We start from the raw sequence: 18063 nt of genomic DNA, 5'->3' as shown, positions 1-18063 counted from the left end.
CTTTCCCGGTTATTCAGACAGCAATCGCAGCGACAGGTCGATGGCACGCAGGTGCTTGGTCAGGCTGCCGGAGGAAATGTAATCCACGGCCAGCCCGGACAGCTGCTTCAGGCGCGCCTCGTTTACGCTGCCGGAAATTTCGATTTTTGCGCGGCCGCGGGCGAGTTTCAGCGCTTCCGCAGTCATCTCATCGGTGAACTCGTCGAGCATGATCACATCGGCGCCGGCGTCGAGCGCCTGCTGCAGCTCCTGCAGACTTTCCACTTCCACTTCTACCAGTGCCCCGGGTTTGATCTGGTGCGCCTGACTGACCGCCTTGTCGATGCCACCCGCAGCGGCGATGTGGTTTTCCTTGATCAGGAAGGCGTCGTAAAGGCCGATGCGATGGTTGTGGCAGCCGCCGCAGAGCACCGCGTATTTCTGCGCGGTGCGCAGGCCCGGGATGGTTTTGCGGGTATCGAGAATACGAATTTCAGAGCCCTCTGCGAGGGCCGCATACTCCGATGCCGTCGTGGCGGTGCCAGAGAGCGTCTGTACAAAGTTGAGCGCGCAGCGCTCGCCGGTGAGTATCGAGCGCGCGTTGCCGCGCAGTTCAAACAGGGTGCTGTCCGCCGTGACCCTGTCTCCGTCTGCCACTTGCCAGAGCACTTGCAGCTCCGGGTCCAGCTGGCGAAACACTTCATCAACCCAGGCTTTGCCGCAGAAGACGCAGTCCTCACGGGTAATCACCCGCGCGCGCGCCTGGCGGTCCGCCGGAATCAGTTGTGCGGTGATGTCACCATCGCCTATGTCCTCCGCCAGTGCATTTTTTACGGCGCGCTGGATATCCTGCTGCAGGTTGGGGATGGCGGCGTCGGCAGGTGTCATGGGGAACCTCGGTAAATTGGGCCCGGCGTGAAACGTGGCCGGATATTGTGGCTGGCAATACTAGCAAATTCACAGTGTGGGTCTGAAGGTAAATGGTCGCTTCCATGGCCATCCTGTCTGCGGCCTTGTGCCTATGGCGCTGTGACCACTGTCGCAAAAACATCCGTGTCAATTATGAGGCTGTTGTGCTATTGGCGCGTAACTCCGTAGAATCGACCGTCGACCATTTTTGGTCATACCACGCTGTTGTTCCGCTCTCCTGTAACCTTACCAGCCGCAGTTTTCTGGCGGTTGCAAGAGCGGCAACACCGGCGACACAACATAACAACAGGTTCGCGGAGGGTTTCCCAGGCCCGCTGCGGTTGCACTACCCGGCTGCCCGACGGGGCCGCTGGCCGAGGCTGATTGGCAATGAAAGACTCCGATAACGTAGTATCCATCCAGGGTTTACAACGGGAGCAGCGCGAGAGCAAAAGAGGCGCCAGCCTTCCGGTGCCGGTAGCCGCCGTGCGTGACAAGGCCAGAGAACTGTTTGCCGAGCAGGCCAAACTGGTTTTTGCCAAGGTGGACGACTCGCTCTTCGCTATGGCGGAGAAGGCCCACGGCCAGGAGGAGCAGGACGGCCTGTTTCAGGCTCTGCGACTGTTGCGCGTAGAGCGGCGCAAGGTGGTGGAGCGGTTTGCGGACAATGTGGCGCGCGCCTTTCTGGTGCGCGAATCCTCCGATGAAGCCAATGATCTCTACTCCGCCGATAGCCTGTCATTGGTTCATAACGACGACCTCGAGCAGCTGGTGGCAGTCGATACCATGGTTGCCAACGCCAAGCGGGATTTTGCCGAGCCGCTCGCGGAAATTTCTCTGCGCCTCAACACCCTGTTGTCCGTCAAAATTTACGACAAGAACAATCCTATTGGCCCCGACGCCATCTGCGATGCGTTTGTCGAGGCGTCGCGCCCGCTGAACCTGCATATCCGTGCCCGCCTGACCCTGCTGAAGAAGTTCGAGCAGATTGTTATGGCCAATCTGGGAACTGTTTACGAACAGTGCAATGACCTGTTTGTGGAGCACGGGGTATTGCCTTCGCTCAAACAGCAGCGTCGCGTCGCGCGCCAGCAACAGCGTTCTTCTGCGCGCGGCCCAGCGCCGCAGGCGGGGCAGGAGCCGGGTCAACAGCCTGTGGGCTCAGCGGGCATGGGAGCCACGGTAACGGCCGCCGGGTACGGCCTGCTGCCGATGAATTCGGGCATTGCACCGATGGCGGCTCAGGACCTGCTGTCTCACCTCGGTGCGCTGCAGAGCCACCTGCCGGGCAGTTACAGCGACGGCGGAATCCAGCTGCTGAATATCAACAGCCTGCTGCAGGAGCGCCTGGTGGATGTGCGCCAGGCGGCGGCGCTGACCAAGGTCGACAGCGACATCATCAAACTGGTGGAGATGCTGTTTTCGTTCATTCTTGAAGACCGCAACCTCGCCGAACCGATCAAAACCCAGTTGGGGCGCCTGCAATTGCCACTGCTCAAGGTGGCGATTGCCGACAAGTCCTTTTTCAGCAAGGGCGGGCATCCGGCGCGCAAGCTGCTGAACGAGCTGGCGGATGCCAGCACCGGCTGGCAGGCAAAAGACAAGTACGAATCGGATCCACTGTTCAAAAAAGTCAGCGAAGTGGTCGCGCAGGTACTGGCGGAGTTCGATCAGGACATCAATATCTTTTCCGTGCTTGTGGAGTCCTTCCGGGAGTTCATCGAGCGCGAGCGCAAGCGTGCGCAGAAGCTGGAGCAGCGCATCGTCGACGAGGCCGATGGTCGCGCCAAGACCCAGGCTGCCCGTGCGCGGGTTGCGGCGGTCATGGATGCGCTGGTGGCGGAGCGGGAACTGCCGCCCGTGGTTAGCGAGTGGCTGGAAAAAGTCTGGGCCAACATGCTGTTCCTCAGTTGTATCAAGGAGGGCACCGACAGCGAGAGCTGGACTCGCGACGTGCGTACCGCCAGGGATCTTGTGTGGAGTGTGCACGCACCGATGCCAGACGGTCGCAAGCAGTTGCTGGGTTTGCTGCCAGCGCTACAGGAGCGGCTGAAGGCGGGGGTGGAAGCGGTGTCGCTCAATTCCTTTGATGCGCGGCGCATGTTTGCGGGCCTCAAAGAGGTTTACCGCGAGCGCTTCGCGCTGGCACAGCGTATCGTCGAAGAGCGCAGCCGCAAGGCCCAGGAAGAGCGTGATGAAGTGCGTGAACAGGTGCGCGATGAGGTGCGTGAGGAAGTTCGCGTGGCTTCGCACAGCGCGGTGGTCGTGGACGTGGAAAAGGTCGTCGAGCTTCCGCAGATGGAAGAGCTCGAGCAGGTGGTTGCCGAAGTCGAACGTAAGGGACAAAAGGCGGAAGCCGAGGAGTTGTCAGAGAGTGATCCTCACTGGCAGCAGACATTCCGCCTGGCCCAGGGCAGCTGGTTCGAGTTGAAGCGCGGTGACGAGGAGCAGTTTCGCTGTCGCTTGGCGGCTGTGATCAAAGATATCGACCAGTTCATCTTCGTCAATCGCAACGGCGCCAAGGTGGCGGAATTCACCCGCATGGAGCTGGCGCAGGCACTGCGGGCTGCGCAGTTGATGCCGCTGGATGACGGCATGCTGTTTGAGCGGGCACTGCAGTCCGTGATCGGTACCGTGCGCAAATCCCGTGGAGAAATGCACTGATCTGAAGCGCGTAGTGCCCAGGCTCGGTGCGGGTCGTAAACCATTCCGGCGGCGCTGTCATAAAGCCGTCGTTTTAAGTCAGGCGAAGTGTTTGGATGGCGGCGAATATCGAATATTCGTCGCCTTTTAATACATCTTTCGCTTGACTTTCCTGTCTAGTGTTCAAAATCCAACTTTATACAAGCCAATTGTCTAATAATGGTCCTCTTTGGGACTTGCGTGTCGTTTATGTTTGCAGGATATTGAGCGAAAGTTCCATTTTTATTGGTAACTAGTGCCAACTAGTAAGGTGATCGGTTGCGTTGATTGTTGCGCCGTCTCGCCGGCACTGGGCCATTGATGTGGTTTTTAAACCTGATTTATTTGCCCGATATGTTGTAAAACATTCGCCCTTCGCAGGGTTTGGGGATGCCGTAAAGGCCCCTGCGGTCGGTACACTCAAAACCATTGCCAGGAGGGCAACTGGGGTGAGCATGGACGATATGGAAAGAAACAATAAAGAACTGTTTGTCATCACTGGCGGTGCTCCGAATGGAGACAAGAGAGATTTCGGCGGCTACGGTAAAACCCGTGGTGGCTCCCGTCATTCCGCACCGCGACAATTGTCGAAGAATGTGAACCTAGTCAATCAGAAAGCCATACAGTGGTTGCAGGCCCGGGCGGAAGAGGTTCTCGCCCAGGTGGATGATTCACTGTTTACCATGGCGGAAAAAGCCCACCAACAGGATGAGCAGGATCGCCTGTTCGGGGCAATTCGTGCCATTCGCGTGGAGCACAGCAACCTGCTGGATGGTTTCTGCGATGGTATAGAGGAGCGATTCCATTCCCCGCGCAACGACAACCCCGGCGAAGACGCTGAGCTCAACTCCTCCGGCACCCTGAAATCCCTGTCACTGCTCAACAATGACGACTTGGAACAGCAGGTTGCCATTCGCACCATGGTGGCGAACGTAAGGCGGGATCACGCGGAATCCATTGCGGCGCTGTCACTGCGTCTGGACACGCTGCTGCCAAGCAAAATCTACGACGAGAATATGCCCCTCGGCCCGGCTGCCATCTGCGCCGCCTTTGCCGATGCACTGGAAGACGTGGAAATTTCGCTGCGTGCGCGCATGACCGTATTCAAGAAGTTTGAGTTGCAGCTGGTCAATCGCCTGGGCGAATTGTATGAGGCGTGCAACCGCCTGTTGATTGAGCAGGGCGTGCTCCCCACGATCGATGACCCGCTGCGCCGCCAGTCTCGCCAGCAGGCCCGTCCCCAGCGCCGCCCGCCAATGCCTCCTGGCGCAGTGGCGGATGCCGGCATGCAAGCCCTCGGTCAATTGCCAGCAGGGCCGCAGGGCACGGAAGGCATGGCGCCCACCGGTCTCTCTGCTGCCGGGATGGCGCCGGGTGCTTCCGGATACGCCGCGCCAGGTTACCCCGAAATGGGTTATGGCGGCGCAGTCGATGGGGGTGCAGGTACCGGCAATGGTAGTTATGCCCCGGGGCTGATGCCGTTCGGCTCCGGCGCTGCGCCGATGGCGACGCCGACGCTGCTACAGCATCTCGGGCAATTCCAGATGGCTCTGCCGGTGCAATCCGGTGCCACCGGTCACCTGGTCAATGTCACTGAGTTGTTGCAGCAACATCTGATTGCCAGCAAGCAGAGTGCGTCGCTGCAGGAGCTGGATAGCGAAGTTATCCGCCTGGTGGACATGCTGTTCTCGTTCATGCTCGAGGACCGCAATCTGGCGGAACCCATCAAGGTCCAGTTGATTCGCCTGCAGCTGCCCATGCTTAAACTGGCGGTGGCGGACAAGGCCTTTTTCAGCAAGGGCGGGCACCCGGCGCGGCGTCTGCTGAACGAACTGGCGGATGCCGCGATCGGTTGGCAGCCGGGAGAAGACTACCGCAACGACCCGCTGTATCGTGAAATATCCGCGATTGTCGACGGCGTGCTGGCAGAGTACGACCAGGATGAGCAGATCTTCCTGCGCCTGCTGGAATCCTTCCGCGAATTTTCACAGCGTGAGCGCAAGCGCGCCGCGGTCATGGAGCGGCGCACCATCGATGAAGCCCAGGGTACGGCCCGGGTAGAGGCGGCCAAGGCGCGGGTGGCGGCGGTCTTCGAAGCACTTACCGCAGAGCGCAAACTGCCAAAAATTGTGCACGAGTGGCTGAACCGGGTGTGGAGCAGTGTGCTGTTCCGCACCTGCCTGAAAGAGGGAACCGACAGCGGTTCCTGGCGCCAGCATGTGTTGACCGCCCGCGACCTCATCTGGAGCGTGGTGGCACCGATGCCGGAGAGCAGTGCCAAGATGCGCCAGTTGCTGCCGGATCTGAAAAAGCGGCTGCAAGACGGCGCGCAATCGCTGTCACTGAGTGGTGCTGATTGCCAGCGGCTGCTCGGCGGCCTTGAGGCGCTGTACCGGGAGCGGCAGAAACTCGGAGAGCGTGTGGAATCGGAGCGCGAGCGCCGTATTCGCGAGCGGCTGGTGCAGGAATTGCGGCGGGAGGCGGACAGCGTGCTGTCGATTCCGGTGGCCGACGAGGTGATGTCCGCACCACCGCTGCAGGAAGTCGTGGGCGCCGCGGATGTGGTACTCGACGAAGCGCGTGAACTGCCGCCGACGCAGAAGGCGCTGCCGGAAGTAGAGGAAATCCAGCAGGTGGTCACTCAGGCCAGTGCCGTCAAACCCGTCGACCTGAAGGCGCTGCCGCAGAGCGACGACCACTGGCAGCAGACCTACCACCTCAAGGACAGCTGGTTCCTGCTGCGGCAGCCGGAAAAACTGCCGATGCGCTGCCGTCTCGCGGCCATCATCAGCGATCTGGATCAGTTTATGTTCGTCAATCGCCAGGGCGCCAAGGTGGGCGTTTACTCCCGTCTGGAGCTCGCCCACGCGTTGCGCGACGAGGAGTTACTGCCGCTGGAGCAGGGGCCGCTGTTTGAGCGCGCACTGCAGCATGTGGTAGGCAGTTGCGGTGAAAGCAAGCTGGCGATCAGCGTCTGATGCCAGACCGCGGCGCTTTGCCGCGGTGCCAGGCGCCGAGAGTGAGCGACGAAAAGGCCGGAGTTACTCCGGCCTTTTCATTTTCGGGTGGCTGCCGACGGATGCGCCCTGTTTGGCATCGCGGAATCGGGCACGGCTATTGGCAGTTGGTTAGTTGCTTCCATAAAATGTCCTCTGCCCATTTCCAGCGGAGTCGTGTTTGTGAAATACCAGGTCCAGTCAGGCTGGTTGTCCGGTGTACGCCGGGTGCCGAGTCCGCATTGCAATTGCCGCCCGGACAGTGCAGAAGTGGATTTGCTGGTCATCCACAGTATCAGCCTGCCGCCCGGCCAGTACGGCGGCTCCTATATCGACGAATTCTTCCTCGGGCATCTGGATATTGATGCGCATCCCTACTTTTCCGAAATCGCCAGCCTGCAGGTGTCCGCGCACCTGCTGATCGACCGCAATGGCCGCGTTACCCAGTATGTGCCGCTCTCCGGGCGCGCCTGGCATGCGGGACAGTCGGCATTCTGCGGGCGGGAAAATTGCAATGATTTCTCGATCGGTATCGAGCTCGAGGGGTTGGATACCGACATTTTTACGCCGGCACAGTACGAGTCACTCGCGGAGGTGACACTGGCGATCATGGATGCCTATCCGATGATCGACAAATCGCGCATTACCGGCCACTCGGATATCGCGCCGGGGCGGAAGCTGGACCCCGGCCCGGGATTCGACTGGCCACTGTATTTCAAGACGCTGGATCAATTGAGCGGGGACCGAATCCCGCCAGCGGATAACGGCGGACGTTAGAGACACGGTCGATTGATCGGCCAAACGATAATCAGAAACTGACGTGGGGGTGCTATGGCGCTTTTAATCGTGCTGTTGGCATTGGGACTGGTACAGATCTGGGGTTCCGGCGGACCCGTCCAGCGCGATGGCTGGTTCGTACACTGGCAGCAATTCATTTACCGGCGCACGCTGATGCGCGACAGGCAGGGGGTCGGCTTCGGCCTGCTGGTGCTCGGCCCGGCGCTGCTGGTGGCACTATTACTGGCACTGGCGGAATCGGCGCTCGGGGGCCTCGGTGTATTGCTGGTGAGTGTGCCGGCACTGCTGTATAGCTTCGGTCGCGGCAACTTCAACGAGGCTATGTCCGGATACCTGCGGGGTTGGTACCAGGGCGATATGGTGGCTGCCAGAGCCGCGGCTAAACCTTTATTGAAGCCGGAGGATGCCATCGAGGCTTCGTTAGCCGACCCCCAGGCGTTGCATTTGCTGGTTGTCCGCGCTGCCGCCTATCGTGCGTTTGAACGTATTTTCGCTGTGTTGTTCTGGTTCCTGCTGCTGGGAATTCCCGGGGCGGTGCTGTATCGCCTGAGCCAGCTTGCCGCCGAGACACTCGCGCACTGCGAACGGGAGGGGCCGTCGACGCCCGCTATCGCAGCGAACCGGGACCTGGCAGTGCGCTGGCTGTGGCTGATCGAGTGGCTGCCGGTACGGGTGGTGGGATTCACCCTGGCGATCGTCGGTAATTTCGCCGGTTGCTATCGCGTCTGGCGGGAACACCTGACCTGTCGCGAGAGTCGTACCGAAGAGATTATGGAGCGCTACCTCGAGGGCGCCCTGGGCGGCATCGACAGCAGTGAATGCAGCGCAGGTGCGATGGTCAGCGAGGGGCAGCGTCTGTGCGGTGCGGAACTCGAAGCCATGCAGGGGGTGTTGTCCCGCGCACTACTCATGTGGCTGACGATCATGGCGCTGTATGTGCTATTTGGCAGCTAAGCTCACAATACTGCGGATGTTTTTTGTTTTATCTGACACCTGCACACTGGGGAATATGTGACCGAAACGAATATTCAGGCGCCTGACCTGCCAACGGCGGCGGATGTATTTGCTGCCGCCGAACGCCTGCACGGGCAGATCCATCGCACACCGCTGGTGACCTCTTCGAGCCTCAACCAGCTGTTGGGGGCGGAGATCCATTTCAAGTGCGAGCACCTGCAGAAAGTGGGTGCCTTCAAGGCGCGCGGCGCGGCCAATGCGGTGCTGCAGCTGCCACCGGGCACGGAGATGGTCGCAACCCACTCCTCCGGAAATCACGGCGCGGCACTGGCCTGGGCCGCTGCGCAACAGGGCATCCGCTGCACCGTGGTCATGCCGGAAAATGCCCCGGCCGCGAAGAAAACCGCGGTGGCCGCTTACGGCGCGGAAATTCTGTATTGCGCGCCCACGCTGGCGGCGCGGGAGTCCACCCTGGCGGAGCTGGTGGCAAAAACCGGCGCCCACGTGGTACCGCCATTTGACGATGCCCGCATCATAGCCGGGCAGGGTACGGTGGCGCAGGAAATTGTCGGCCAGTGCCGCGAGCTGGGGTTCAGCCCGGATCTGGTGGTGGCCCCGGTGGGCGGCGGCGGATTGCTCGCGGGCGTGGCGCTGGCGATGTCCGCGCTGGCGCCGGATGTCAGGGTGCTTGGAGCCGAGCCCGCGGGAGCGGATGATGCGCAGCGCTCGTTCCGCAGCGGCACGCGGGTAACCGAGCAGGTGCCGGAGACCATTGCCGACGGCTTGCGTACCACACTGGGCGTGCGCAATTTTGCGGTGATCCGCGAGCGTGTCAGCGACATCGTGACGGTATCCGAGACGGGGATCCTGACCGCGCTGGAACTGTTGTGGCGCCGCACCAAGCAGCTGGTGGAGCCCTCGGCCGCAGTGGGGTTGGCCGCGGTGATGGAGCACAGCGCGCGCTTTCGCAACAAGCGCGTGGTGGTGGTGCTGAGTGGCGGCAATATGGATTTTGCGGCAGTGGCGGGCTTACTGGCCGACCGGTAATGGCGACGGCCTGTGAAAAATTGCTCGGAGTGTTGTATGCAATACCCTAGACGGTTGTCAGCGGGCGCGCAGGTTATGCGAGTAAGCGCAGCACAATGGTTGAATACGTCTGCTGCTACACTGTTGGCAGTTTTGCGCCGTCGCACAGTGGCGGTTTGGCTTTCGTCTCTGGGGTTGCTGTCGCTGTTCGTGTTGCCCACTGCGCAGGCTGGTGCGGAAGTGTTTACCCTGGCGTCCAATGCCGTCAGCGGTGGGGATCGGATAGCGTCTGCAAGGTTGTATATGGGGTCCAGCTGCAGTGGTGAGAATATTTCGCCGGAGTTGCACTGGCGGGATGCCCCGCTGGGTACCCGCAGCTTTGCACTGACCATGTACGACCCGGATGCGGACTCCGGCAGTGGCCGTTGGCACTGGGTGGTATTCAATATTCCGGCGGAGTCGATGTCCCTGCCGGAAGGTGCGGGTGAGCCCAAGTCCGGGCTGATTCCCGAAGCGATCCAGGGGCGCACAGATTTCCGCGGTCACGGCTACAGCGGTGCCTGCCCGCCGGAGGGCAGCAATGGTCACCGCTACCAGTTTCGGATTTACGCACTCAAGGTAGACCTGTTACCGCTGGATGAAAGCAGTCCCGCGGCGATGGTGGCAGATCACATCCATGCCAATAAACTGGCGGAAGCACAAATGGATGTCATATACGGCCGCTGATCTGCGGCTCGATTACCATCAGAATTCTGCCGGAACGGTGCGCCGTTGGCTGTAAGCCACAAACAATAAGGATACAGAGCTCGCCCATGCAGCAAAATAAAATGACCTGGGGAGAGGCGCTCAAGGTTTATTCGCGACCGAAAGTGCTGGCCATGTTTTTCCTGGGGATATCCGCTGGGCTTCCATACCTGCTGGTATTCTCCACCCTCACGGCCTGGCTGCGGGATTACGGTGTCAGTCGCACCACCATCGGTTTTGCGGCCTGGATTGGCATCACCTTTTCCATCAAGTTTGCCTGGGCGCCGATTATTGATTCCCTGCGTATTCCCTTCCTCACCAGCCTCGTGGGCAAACGGCGCAGCTGGATGCTGGTGTCACAGATCGGCATTGCCGCAGGGCTGTTCGCCATGAGCCAGATCAACCCGCAGCTGGGTCTCCCATCGATTTTCGGTTTTGGTGTATTGGTGGCGTTCTGTTCGGCATCGCAGGATGTGGTGATCGACGCGTACCGTATCGAAGCGGTGGACAAGCAATACCAGGGCGCGATGGCGGCCATGTACGTGTTTGGTTACCGGGTGGCACTGCTGATCGCCGGCGCCGGAGCCCTGTTCATTGCCGAATATACCAACTGGAGCATCGCCTATATGTCCATGGCGGCGCTGATGGTGGTCGGTATTATCACCACACTGCTGGTATCAGAACCTGACCACCAGAAAGTCCGTGCTCAGGGTGAGGAGTTCCAGCACGAGTGGGTGGACCGCGTGCTCGGCAGTGGTAAGCACAGCCGGTTCAGCGAGTGGTTCGTGCGCGCGGTTGCCTGCCCGTTTATTGATTTCTTCGAGCGCAATGGCCGGTTTGCGATTGTGCTGCTGTTGTTTATCGGTATTTACCGGTTGAGCGATATCGCCATGGGGGTTATGGCCAACCCCTTCTATCTGGACCTCGGTTTCAGCAAAGACGATATTGCCCAGATCGGCAAATTGTTCGGTTTTTTCTGCGCCATGATTGGCGCCTTTTTGGGCGGGGCTATGGTTGTGCGCTTCGGTATCCTGCGCCCGCTGATACTCGGCGCGGTGATGGTGGCCTCTACCAATCTGTTGTTTGCGCACCTAGCCACATTGGGCGCGGATAAGACGTGGTTGGCGATCGCGATCAGCGCAGACAATATCAGCGGGGGTATTTCCAACTCGGTATTTATTGCCTTCCTTTCAAGCCTGGTCAACCAATCCTATACGGCGACGCAATACGCGTTGTTCAGCTCCCTGATGACACTGCCTGGCAAGTTTATCAGCGGCTTTTCCGGCATTGTTGTGGATGCAGAGGGATACCCGTATTTCTTTATCCTGGTGGCGATTCTCGGTATTCCTGCGGTCCTGCTCGCGATTTATATCTGGTATCGCAACAAGGATGAGGAGGCCGCAAGCTTTGCAGAAAAAGCGGAGAGAGTGCAAAGCTAGGTTTGTTGGCGGTATTTGTGCAGACTAGCGTTCAACAAACTAGAGTTCCCCCGGTTTGGGCCAGAGATAAATGCCCAAATCCACCTTGCCGTTAAGCAAGGTCACGCCCTCATTCTCAAGCCGCTTCTTCTGCCGCTCGGCGCCGGGTTCCGGCAGTGAAATTTTTCCCTGCGCGTTCAGCACCCGGTGCCATGGCAGACGAGTGTCTTTTGGCAGCTTGCGCAGGGTCTGCCCCACAAGGCGCGCTGCCCTCGGCAACCCGGCCAGTTCCGCCAGACTTCCATAAGTTACCACCCGCCCCATTGGGACCAACGCAAGTGCAAGGCAGATGCGACTTGTGGCATCATTGGGCTCATCTTTGATTTTCCGCGTTCCACTGGTTCCTGAAGTTTTAATATTTTCATTTCCAGATTTATTGCGCACTTTCACCTAATAACTCCAGGCTATCTAAAGGTTGTTTCGTGCATTCTGCTGTTTCCAGAACTTTACGCTTCTTTTCCGCTGCTTCAGGCCCCCTTTCCGCAGTACTGACGATGACTCTGCTGACCGCCGTTGCCCCGAATACCCGCGCAGGTGTACTGAGCCTGGCCAACGGGGACCGGATTCAAGGCGAACTGGTGGTGGTCGAGCGCGATCACGTGGTGTGGCGCTCGGAAACCTTCGGCGATATTACCGTAGAGAAAGGCAAAATCCTGTCGCTGGAAACCGATAAGGACCTGAAAATTGCCGGTCGGGATGAACCCTGTGCGCTGGCAGGTCACCGTCGTGAACAGTGGGAGCTTTACTGCGATGAGGGCGACGGCTGGGTGATGGACTTCCCCGCGATCGACCACGCCGAGCCCTATATCAATTTTGTGGGTGACCCGATTATTTTCCGCGGTAACGTGGCCGCGTCCGGTGTATTCGAGGATGGCAACCGCGAGCGTGAGGACTGGGATATCAATGCCAACTTCGATGTGCGCAATGGCGACTTCCACCATCTGGTCGCCACCCAGTACCAGAATCAGAACAGCACCGAAGTCGAAAACCTGGAGAAATATCGCCTCAACTACGACCTGCGCTGGATCTTCTCCGAGAAGTGGTTTGCCGCGGGCAACAGCGCCTTCCTGCACGAAGAGGCGCGCAACCTGGATCTCAGCACCACCGTGGGTCTCGGTCTCGGTTACCTGTTTTTCGATACAGACAAGTCCGCATTTTCCATTCAGGGTGGTATGAGTAGCGTAAAAGACGACTTCATCGATCCCACCTTGAGTGAAACTTCCGACAAGCGATACGCAGCGGGCCGTACCGCATGGGATTTCCGCTATAAGTTCGAGCTGGGCCCCGAGGTGTATTACAACCAGGAGCTGCTGCAGTCGCTGGATCGCAGCGCGGACTACCAGAGCAATGCGGAAATCGGTGTGCGCACTCCGCTGGTGAAAGGCATTCTGATGGAATTGAAATACGCCTGGCAGTACGACAATACGCCGTCACTGGAAAGTGAAAAAGAAGATACAAAAATGACCGTCGGCGTGGGCTATTCCTGGTAACCCGTCCAGGGAACATGCGAAAGCCCCGCGACATCTTAATTCAGAGGTTGCTATGCAGGTTGCAAACAGTGTTATTGCCATTACCGGAGCCGGTCAGGGCCTCGGTCGTTCCATGGCCGTTTATCTCGCCGAGCGCGGCGCGCGGCTCGCGCTGCTGGATGTGAATCAGGCCGGTCTCGACGAGAGTGTTGCCGCCTGTGCCGCGCTGGGTGCGGAAGCGCGCAGCTATGTGGTGGATGTGGCGAATGAGGAGGCGGTCGATGGCACCTTCGCGGCCATTGCCGGAGATTTTGGTGGGCTGAATGTGCTGGTGAACAACGCCGGCATCATGCGCGACGGTATGCTGCTCAAGGTGAAGGACGGCAAGGTCACCGAGCGGATGTCGCTGGCGCAGTGGCAGTCGGTGATCGATGTGAACCTGACCGGAGTATTTCTCTGCACGCGCGCGGCCGCTGGCATTATGGCGGAGCGAGGCGAGGGTGGCGTGATCGTCAATATTTCCAGCGTGTCCCGCGCCGGCAATATGGGGCAGACCAATTACTCTGCGTCCAAGGCCGGTGTCGCCACCATGACCGTGACCTGGGCGCGGGAACTGGCCCGTTACGGTGTGCGGGTTGCGGCCATCGCCCCCGGGTTTATCGGTACCGATATGGTGGCGCAGATGCGCCCGGAAATTCTGGACAGCCTGGTGAAGCAGGTTCCGTTGCGCCGTATTGGCGAGCCGGCAGAAATCGCCAGCACCGTGGCGTTTATCATCGACAATGATTACATCAGCGGTCGAGTTATCGAGGTTGACGGCGGCGCGAGAATGTAATCCGTCCGCACATATTTTTCCTTCTGCTGGATCTCGCGTAGTTGCGAGATTCAGCTCACCCTGGCGACGCCACCGTCGCGATTGTCGGATAGCAGCCACTGCCACAACTGGATATGGCGGGCGCGGAAGGCGCCGGCGCAGGAGAGCAGGTAGTAGCGCCACATACGGTAAAACTCCATACCGAAGCGATCTGCAAACTTTTCCCAGCTATTTTCAAAGTTCTCGTGCCAGGCCATCAGGGTGCGGTCGTAATCACAGCCGAAATTGTGCAGGTCTTCCACCAGCAGCAGATTTTCCGCGGCATCACAGATCTGGCCGTTACTGGGGAGGTCGCCGTTGGGGAAAATGTATTTTTCGATCCAGGGGTCACAGGTGGAGTGGCGCCGGTTCTTGCCGATGGTGTGCAGCAGCAACAGCCCGTCGGGATTCAGGCAGCGCTTGGCTACCTGCATGAAGGTGCGATGGTTGCGGCGGCCCACGTGTTCGAACATGCCGACACTGGCGATGCGATCGAATTTGCCGGTGAGTTTGCGGTAGTCCATCAGCTCAACGCGGATGGGGCGATCGGCGTAGTGCTCGTCGACAAACTGTTTCTGCTCGCGGGAAACCGTAACCCCCACGCATTCCACGCCGTAATGCTCCGCCGCGTAGCCCACCAGGCTGCCCCAGCCACAACCGATGTCCAGCAGGCGCATGCCCGGTCGCAGGCCGAGTTTGCGGCAGATCAGGTCGAGCTTTGCCGCCTGTGCCTGTTCCAGGTATTCCGCGTCTTTCCAGTAGCCGCAGCTGTAGGTCATGCGACTGTCCAGCATCGTGCGGTAAAAATCGTTGCCCAGATCGTAGTGGTGTTCGCCCACCTGAAATGCCCGGCGCTGGCTCTGCAGGTTGATGAAGTAGCTGCGCGCGACTCTCCACAGGTGGCGAAACGGTTTGATCTGGTTTTGCAGGTTTGCCCGCAGCAGGCGGCAGAAAAACTGGTCCAGGGCGGCGCAGGACCAGTCGCCGCGCATATAGGTTTCCCCCAGACCCAGGCTGTGGCGGGCGACAATCTCGTCCAGTGCCCGGGTACGGTGCACTTGCATATCCCAGGGGCTGTCGCCGTTGATGCGTATATCGGCAGCTTGCAGCAGCTCCGCCAGCAGGTGTGATCCGGGAGAGCCCGCCGCGGTGGCGCCCTTGCTGCGGATTTCTTTTTCCGGATTGTTGGTAACGGTGTCACTTTCCATCTTGCCGAATATCCCGTCGCAGTGCCGACCAGCCGTTGGCTGAATCCGTGTCGTGGTGGAATGGGCTCTGCAGCGCGCATTTGCGCGTCATACTGGAGAGTGGCTACACTGCGAACCCAATGACTTGCGCCGATTTCCCCGTATTTGCGGGTTTTGCGCTTTTTCCATTTAAGCATATTAGAAATACCGGGATTCGCCGGTATTCACAGTCCGGGGCCGCGTTGTGCGGCGGTGCGCCCGGGGGAGTTCAAGACCATGCGTCCGTTCCTTGTATTGTTTATCGTCCTGCCCATTCTCGAAATGTGGCTGTTGATTACCGTCGGCGAGAAGATCGGCGCACTGCCCACCATCGGCCTGGTACTGTTCACCGCGGTGGTGGGGGTGGCGCTGTTACGGCGCCAGGGAATATCCACCCTGATGCGCGCGCAGGAGAAAATGCGCGCCGGGGAAGTACCTGCGCGGGAAATGGCCGAAGGAATCTTCCTTGCGGTTGGGGGCGCCCTGTTGCTTACGCCGGGGTTTATCACCGACGCGCTGGGGTTTATCTGCCTGATACCGGGACTGCGCCAGCTGGTGCTGGGTAAACTGCTGAACCACATCGTCGTGATCCGCCCGGGGTATGGTCCGCATACAGGCGGGCGAGAGCAGGGGGGCGGCAACGTCATTGAGGGAGACTATCAGCGGGAGGGGCGAGATCGGAACCCGCGTGACGAGTCGCGCGACGAATCCCCAAAGGATGATCGCTAGAACAGGATTGCTTGTTTTTTGTTCGATTTTGCCATCCGTCAGTACTTACCACAGATTTTTTCCCAGTTTTTTTCCTGTCGCTGTTGAAATCCCACCGCTCGCCCTCAGATAGCTTCCACCTCAAGTTTTTGCCCCGCTGCAGTCTCTGCAGAGGGGCTGGTTCCACGGCCACCAAGACGGCGTGGGGCCACTTGTTATTGCAACCTCAAATAACTCAATGGAGAGCCAATCCATGAAAATTCGTCCTTTACACGACCGCGTCGTAGTACGCCGTAAGGAAGAAGAAGCCAAATCTGCTGGCGGTATCGTTCTGCCGGGCGCTGCAAAAGAGAAGCCGAATCAGGGCGAAGTGGTTGCCGTGGGTGAAGGCAAGCTGCTGGACAACGGCGACGTACGCGCACTGTCCGTAAAAGTGGGTGACACCGTAGTGTTCGGCCGTTACGCCGACAGCAACACCCTCAAGGTGGACGGCGAAGAGCTGATCATCATGAGCGAAAGCGACATCTACGGCGTTCTGGAAGGCTGATAAGCCCCGAACCTCCATCGCACACAGAATTGAGGAAATAAGATCATGGCAGCTAAAGACGTAAAATTCGGTGATGACGCCCGTCAGAAAATGCTGAACGGCGTAAACATACTGGCTAACGCAGTAAAAACCACCCTGGGCCCGAAAGGCCGCAACGTGGTACTGGACAAGTCCTTCGGTGCTCCGACCGTAACCAAAGACGGCGTGTCCGTAGCCAAAGAAATCGAGCTGAAAGACAAGTTCGAGAACATGGGCGCACAGATGGTGAAGGAAGTTGCTTCCAAGGCTTCCGACACCGCTGGTGACGGCACCACCACCGCCACCGTACTGGCCCAGGCCATCGTGACCGAAGGTCTGAAATCTGTAGCAGCAGGTTTCAACCCGATGGACCTGAAGCGCGGCATCGACAAAGCCGTTGCGGCAGCGGTTGAGCACATCGCCAGCTTGGCTACTCCCTGTGAAGACACCAAGTCCATCGCTCAGGTAGGTACCATCTCCGCCAACAGCGACGAGAACGTCGGCACCATCATCGCTGAAGCGATGGAAAAAGTGGGCAAAGAAGGCGTAATCACCGTTGAAGAAGGTTCCGGCCTCGAGAACGAGCTGGACGTGGTTGAAGGTATGCAGTTCGATCGCGGCTACCTGTCCCCGTACTTCATCACCAACCAGGAAAACATGACTGCCGAGCTGGATAACCCGTTCATCCTGCTGGTAGACAAGAAAATCTCCAACATCCGCGACCTGCTGCCGCTGCTGGAGCAGGTAGCCAAGGCCTCCAAGCCGCTGCTGATCATCGCTGAAGATGTGGAAGGTGAAGCGCTGGCCACCCTGGTGGTAAACAGCATGCGCGGTATCGTGAAAGTAGCCGCTGCCAAAGCCCCGGGCTTCGGCGATCGTCGCAAGGCCATGCTGCAGGATATCGCCATCCTGACCGGCGGCACCGTGATCTCTGAAGAAGTTGGCCTGGAGCTGGAAAGCGCTACCCTTGAGCACCTGGGTACCGCCAAGCGCGTAACCCTGTCCAAGGAAAACACCGTAATCGTTGATGGCGCTGGTGTTGTTAGCGACATCGAAGCGCGTGTTAAGCAAATCCGCGCCCAGATCGAAGAATCCTCTTCCGATTACGACAAAGAGAAACTGCAAGAGCGCGTAGCCAAGCTGGCTGGCGGTGTTGCCGTGATCAAGGTTGGCGCTGCCACCGAAGTCGAAATGAAAGAGAAGAAAGCCCGCGTTGAAGACGCCCTGCACGCCACCCGCGCTGCAGTGGAAGAAGGCGTTGTTCCTGGCGGCGGTACCGCTCTGGTGCGCGCAATCCAGGCGATCAAGGTTGTCGGCGACAATGAAGACCAGAACCACGGTATTGCCGCTGCTCTGCGCGCCATGGAAATGCCGCTGCGTCAGATCGTTGCCAACGCTGGTGAAGAAGCTTCTGTAGTGGTAGACAAGGTGAAGCAGGGCGAAGGCAACTTCGGCTACAACGCAGCTACCGGTGTTTACGGCGACATGCTGGAAATGGGCATCCTGGACCCGGCCAAGGTAACCCGCTCTGCGCTGCAGGCGGCTGCCTCCATCGCCGGCCTGATGATCACCACCGAAGCCATGGTTGCTGACATCCCGGAAGACAAGCCCGCAATGCCTGACATGGGCGGCATGGGCGGAATGGGTGGCATGATGTAAGCCGGCCTCCAGCCAAA

15 protein-coding genes are annotated in these 18063 nt (G+C 59.3%); 12 read left to right on the top strand and 3 right to left on the bottom strand.

What is annotated here, in order from left to right; translation table 11 throughout:
• Window positions 1-9: 9 nt before the first annotated feature.
• Window positions 10-867: a carboxylating nicotinate-nucleotide diphosphorylase gene (nadC, locus tag R5R33_RS03180; RefSeq protein WP_318954613.1), complete on the bottom strand. Its 858-nt coding sequence runs from the start codon at window positions 865-867 to the stop codon at window positions 10-12.
• A 411-nt stretch (window positions 868-1278) separates the two neighbouring features.
• Between nadC and R5R33_RS03175 the strand changes: the two genes are divergently transcribed.
• From R5R33_RS03175 to R5R33_RS03145, 7 genes are all read left to right on the top strand, one after another.
• A complete protein-coding gene (locus R5R33_RS03175; protein ID WP_318954612.1) occupies window positions 1279-3552 on the top strand; it encodes a DUF1631 domain-containing protein in 2274 nt (757 codons plus the stop codon).
• Window positions 3553-4034: 482 nt separating this feature from the next.
• Window positions 4035-6548 (top strand): DUF1631 domain-containing protein, encoded by a 2514-nt coding sequence (locus tag R5R33_RS03170; RefSeq protein ID WP_318954611.1) that lies wholly within the window; start codon window positions 4035-4037, stop codon window positions 6546-6548.
• A 201-nt stretch (window positions 6549-6749) separates the two neighbouring features.
• A complete protein-coding gene (gene ampD, locus R5R33_RS03165; RefSeq protein ID WP_318954610.1) occupies window positions 6750-7343 on the top strand; it encodes a 1,6-anhydro-N-acetylmuramyl-L-alanine amidase AmpD in 594 nt (197 codons plus the stop codon).
• A gap of 54 nt (window positions 7344-7397) precedes the next feature.
• Window positions 7398-8318 (top strand): regulatory signaling modulator protein AmpE, encoded by a 921-nt coding sequence (gene ampE, locus R5R33_RS03160; RefSeq protein WP_318954609.1) that lies wholly within the window; start codon window positions 7398-7400, stop codon window positions 8316-8318.
• A gap of 57 nt (window positions 8319-8375) precedes the next feature.
• On the top strand, window positions 8376-9365 hold the full coding sequence (locus R5R33_RS03155; RefSeq protein ID WP_318954608.1) for a threonine ammonia-lyase: 990 nt from the start codon (window positions 8376-8378) through the stop codon (window positions 9363-9365).
• Window positions 9366-9512: 147 nt separating this feature from the next.
• Entirely contained in the window at window positions 9513-10070 is a 558-nt protein-coding gene (locus R5R33_RS03150) for a YbhB/YbcL family Raf kinase inhibitor-like protein (RefSeq protein WP_318954607.1), read from the top strand.
• 86 nt (window positions 10071-10156) lie between these two features.
• Window positions 10157-11527 (top strand): AmpG family muropeptide MFS transporter, encoded by a 1371-nt coding sequence (locus tag R5R33_RS03145; protein ID WP_318954606.1) that lies wholly within the window; start codon window positions 10157-10159, stop codon window positions 11525-11527.
• A 39-nt stretch (window positions 11528-11566) separates the two neighbouring features.
• On the opposite strand, the gene R5R33_RS03140 is transcribed toward R5R33_RS03145, so the two are convergent.
• Window positions 11567-11956, bottom strand: a complete 390-nt coding sequence (locus R5R33_RS03140) for an MGMT family protein (protein WP_318954605.1) — start codon at window positions 11954-11956, stop codon at window positions 11567-11569.
• Window positions 11957-12060: 104 nt separating this feature from the next.
• On the opposite strand from R5R33_RS03140, the gene R5R33_RS03135 reads away from it, so the two are divergent.
• Both R5R33_RS03135 and R5R33_RS03130 read left to right on the top strand, forming a co-directional pair.
• A complete protein-coding gene (locus R5R33_RS03135; RefSeq protein ID WP_318954604.1) occupies window positions 12061-13056 on the top strand; it encodes a DUF481 domain-containing protein in 996 nt (331 codons plus the stop codon).
• A gap of 52 nt (window positions 13057-13108) precedes the next feature.
• Window positions 13109-13870, top strand: coding sequence for an SDR family oxidoreductase (locus R5R33_RS03130; protein ID WP_318954603.1), 762 nt, complete (start codon window positions 13109-13111; stop codon window positions 13868-13870).
• A 50-nt stretch (window positions 13871-13920) separates the two neighbouring features.
• On the opposite strand, the gene cfa is transcribed toward R5R33_RS03130, so the two are convergent.
• Window positions 13921-15096, bottom strand: coding sequence for a cyclopropane fatty acyl phospholipid synthase (gene cfa / locus R5R33_RS03125; RefSeq protein WP_318954602.1), 1176 nt, complete (start codon window positions 15094-15096; stop codon window positions 13921-13923).
• 255 nt (window positions 15097-15351) lie between these two features.
• Between cfa and R5R33_RS03120 the strand changes: the two genes are divergently transcribed.
• From R5R33_RS03120 to groL, 3 genes are all read left to right on the top strand, one after another.
• Window positions 15352-15843, top strand: a complete 492-nt coding sequence (locus tag R5R33_RS03120; protein WP_318954601.1) for an FxsA family protein — start codon at window positions 15352-15354, stop codon at window positions 15841-15843.
• Window positions 15844-16075: 232 nt separating this feature from the next.
• Window positions 16076-16369, top strand: a complete 294-nt coding sequence (locus R5R33_RS03115; RefSeq protein WP_105104448.1) for a co-chaperone GroES — start codon at window positions 16076-16078, stop codon at window positions 16367-16369.
• A gap of 45 nt (window positions 16370-16414) precedes the next feature.
• Window positions 16415-18046 (top strand): chaperonin GroEL, encoded by a 1632-nt coding sequence (groL, locus tag R5R33_RS03110; protein WP_318954600.1) that lies wholly within the window; start codon window positions 16415-16417, stop codon window positions 18044-18046.
• Window positions 18047-18063: the final 17 nt, after the last annotated feature.

This window comes from Microbulbifer pacificus, assembly GCF_033723955.1.
Lineage (GTDB): Bacteria > Pseudomonadota > Gammaproteobacteria > Pseudomonadales > Cellvibrionaceae > Microbulbifer > Microbulbifer pacificus.
This window is presented reverse-complemented; position numbering and strand designations above follow the sequence as displayed.

Coding starts and splice junctions, on each gene's coding strand:
- R5R33_RS03170 (WP_318954611.1), top strand. CDS start 4,035: ATGGAAAGAAACAATAAAGAACTGTTTGTCATCACTGGCGGTGCTCCG.
- R5R33_RS03145 (WP_318954606.1), top strand. CDS start 10,157: ATGCAGCAAAATAAAATGACCTGGGGAGAGGCGCTCAAGGTTTATTCG.
- cfa (WP_318954602.1), bottom strand. CDS start 15,096: ATGGAAAGTGACACCGTTACCAACAATCCGGAAAAAGAAATCCGCAGC.
- groL (WP_318954600.1), top strand. CDS start 16,415: ATGGCAGCTAAAGACGTAAAATTCGGTGATGACGCCCGTCAGAAAATG.
- R5R33_RS03130 (WP_318954603.1), top strand. CDS start 13,109: ATGCAGGTTGCAAACAGTGTTATTGCCATTACCGGAGCCGGTCAGGGC.
- R5R33_RS03135 (WP_318954604.1), top strand. CDS start 12,061: ATGACTCTGCTGACCGCCGTTGCCCCGAATACCCGCGCAGGTGTACTG.
- ampE (WP_318954609.1), top strand. CDS start 7,398: ATGGCGCTTTTAATCGTGCTGTTGGCATTGGGACTGGTACAGATCTGG.
- R5R33_RS03175 (WP_318954612.1), top strand. CDS start 1,279: ATGAAAGACTCCGATAACGTAGTATCCATCCAGGGTTTACAACGGGAG.
- R5R33_RS03115 (WP_105104448.1), top strand. CDS start 16,076: ATGAAAATTCGTCCTTTACACGACCGCGTCGTAGTACGCCGTAAGGAA.
- nadC (WP_318954613.1), bottom strand. CDS start 867: ATGACACCTGCCGACGCCGCCATCCCCAACCTGCAGCAGGATATCCAG.
- R5R33_RS03120 (WP_318954601.1), top strand. CDS start 15,352: ATGCGTCCGTTCCTTGTATTGTTTATCGTCCTGCCCATTCTCGAAATG.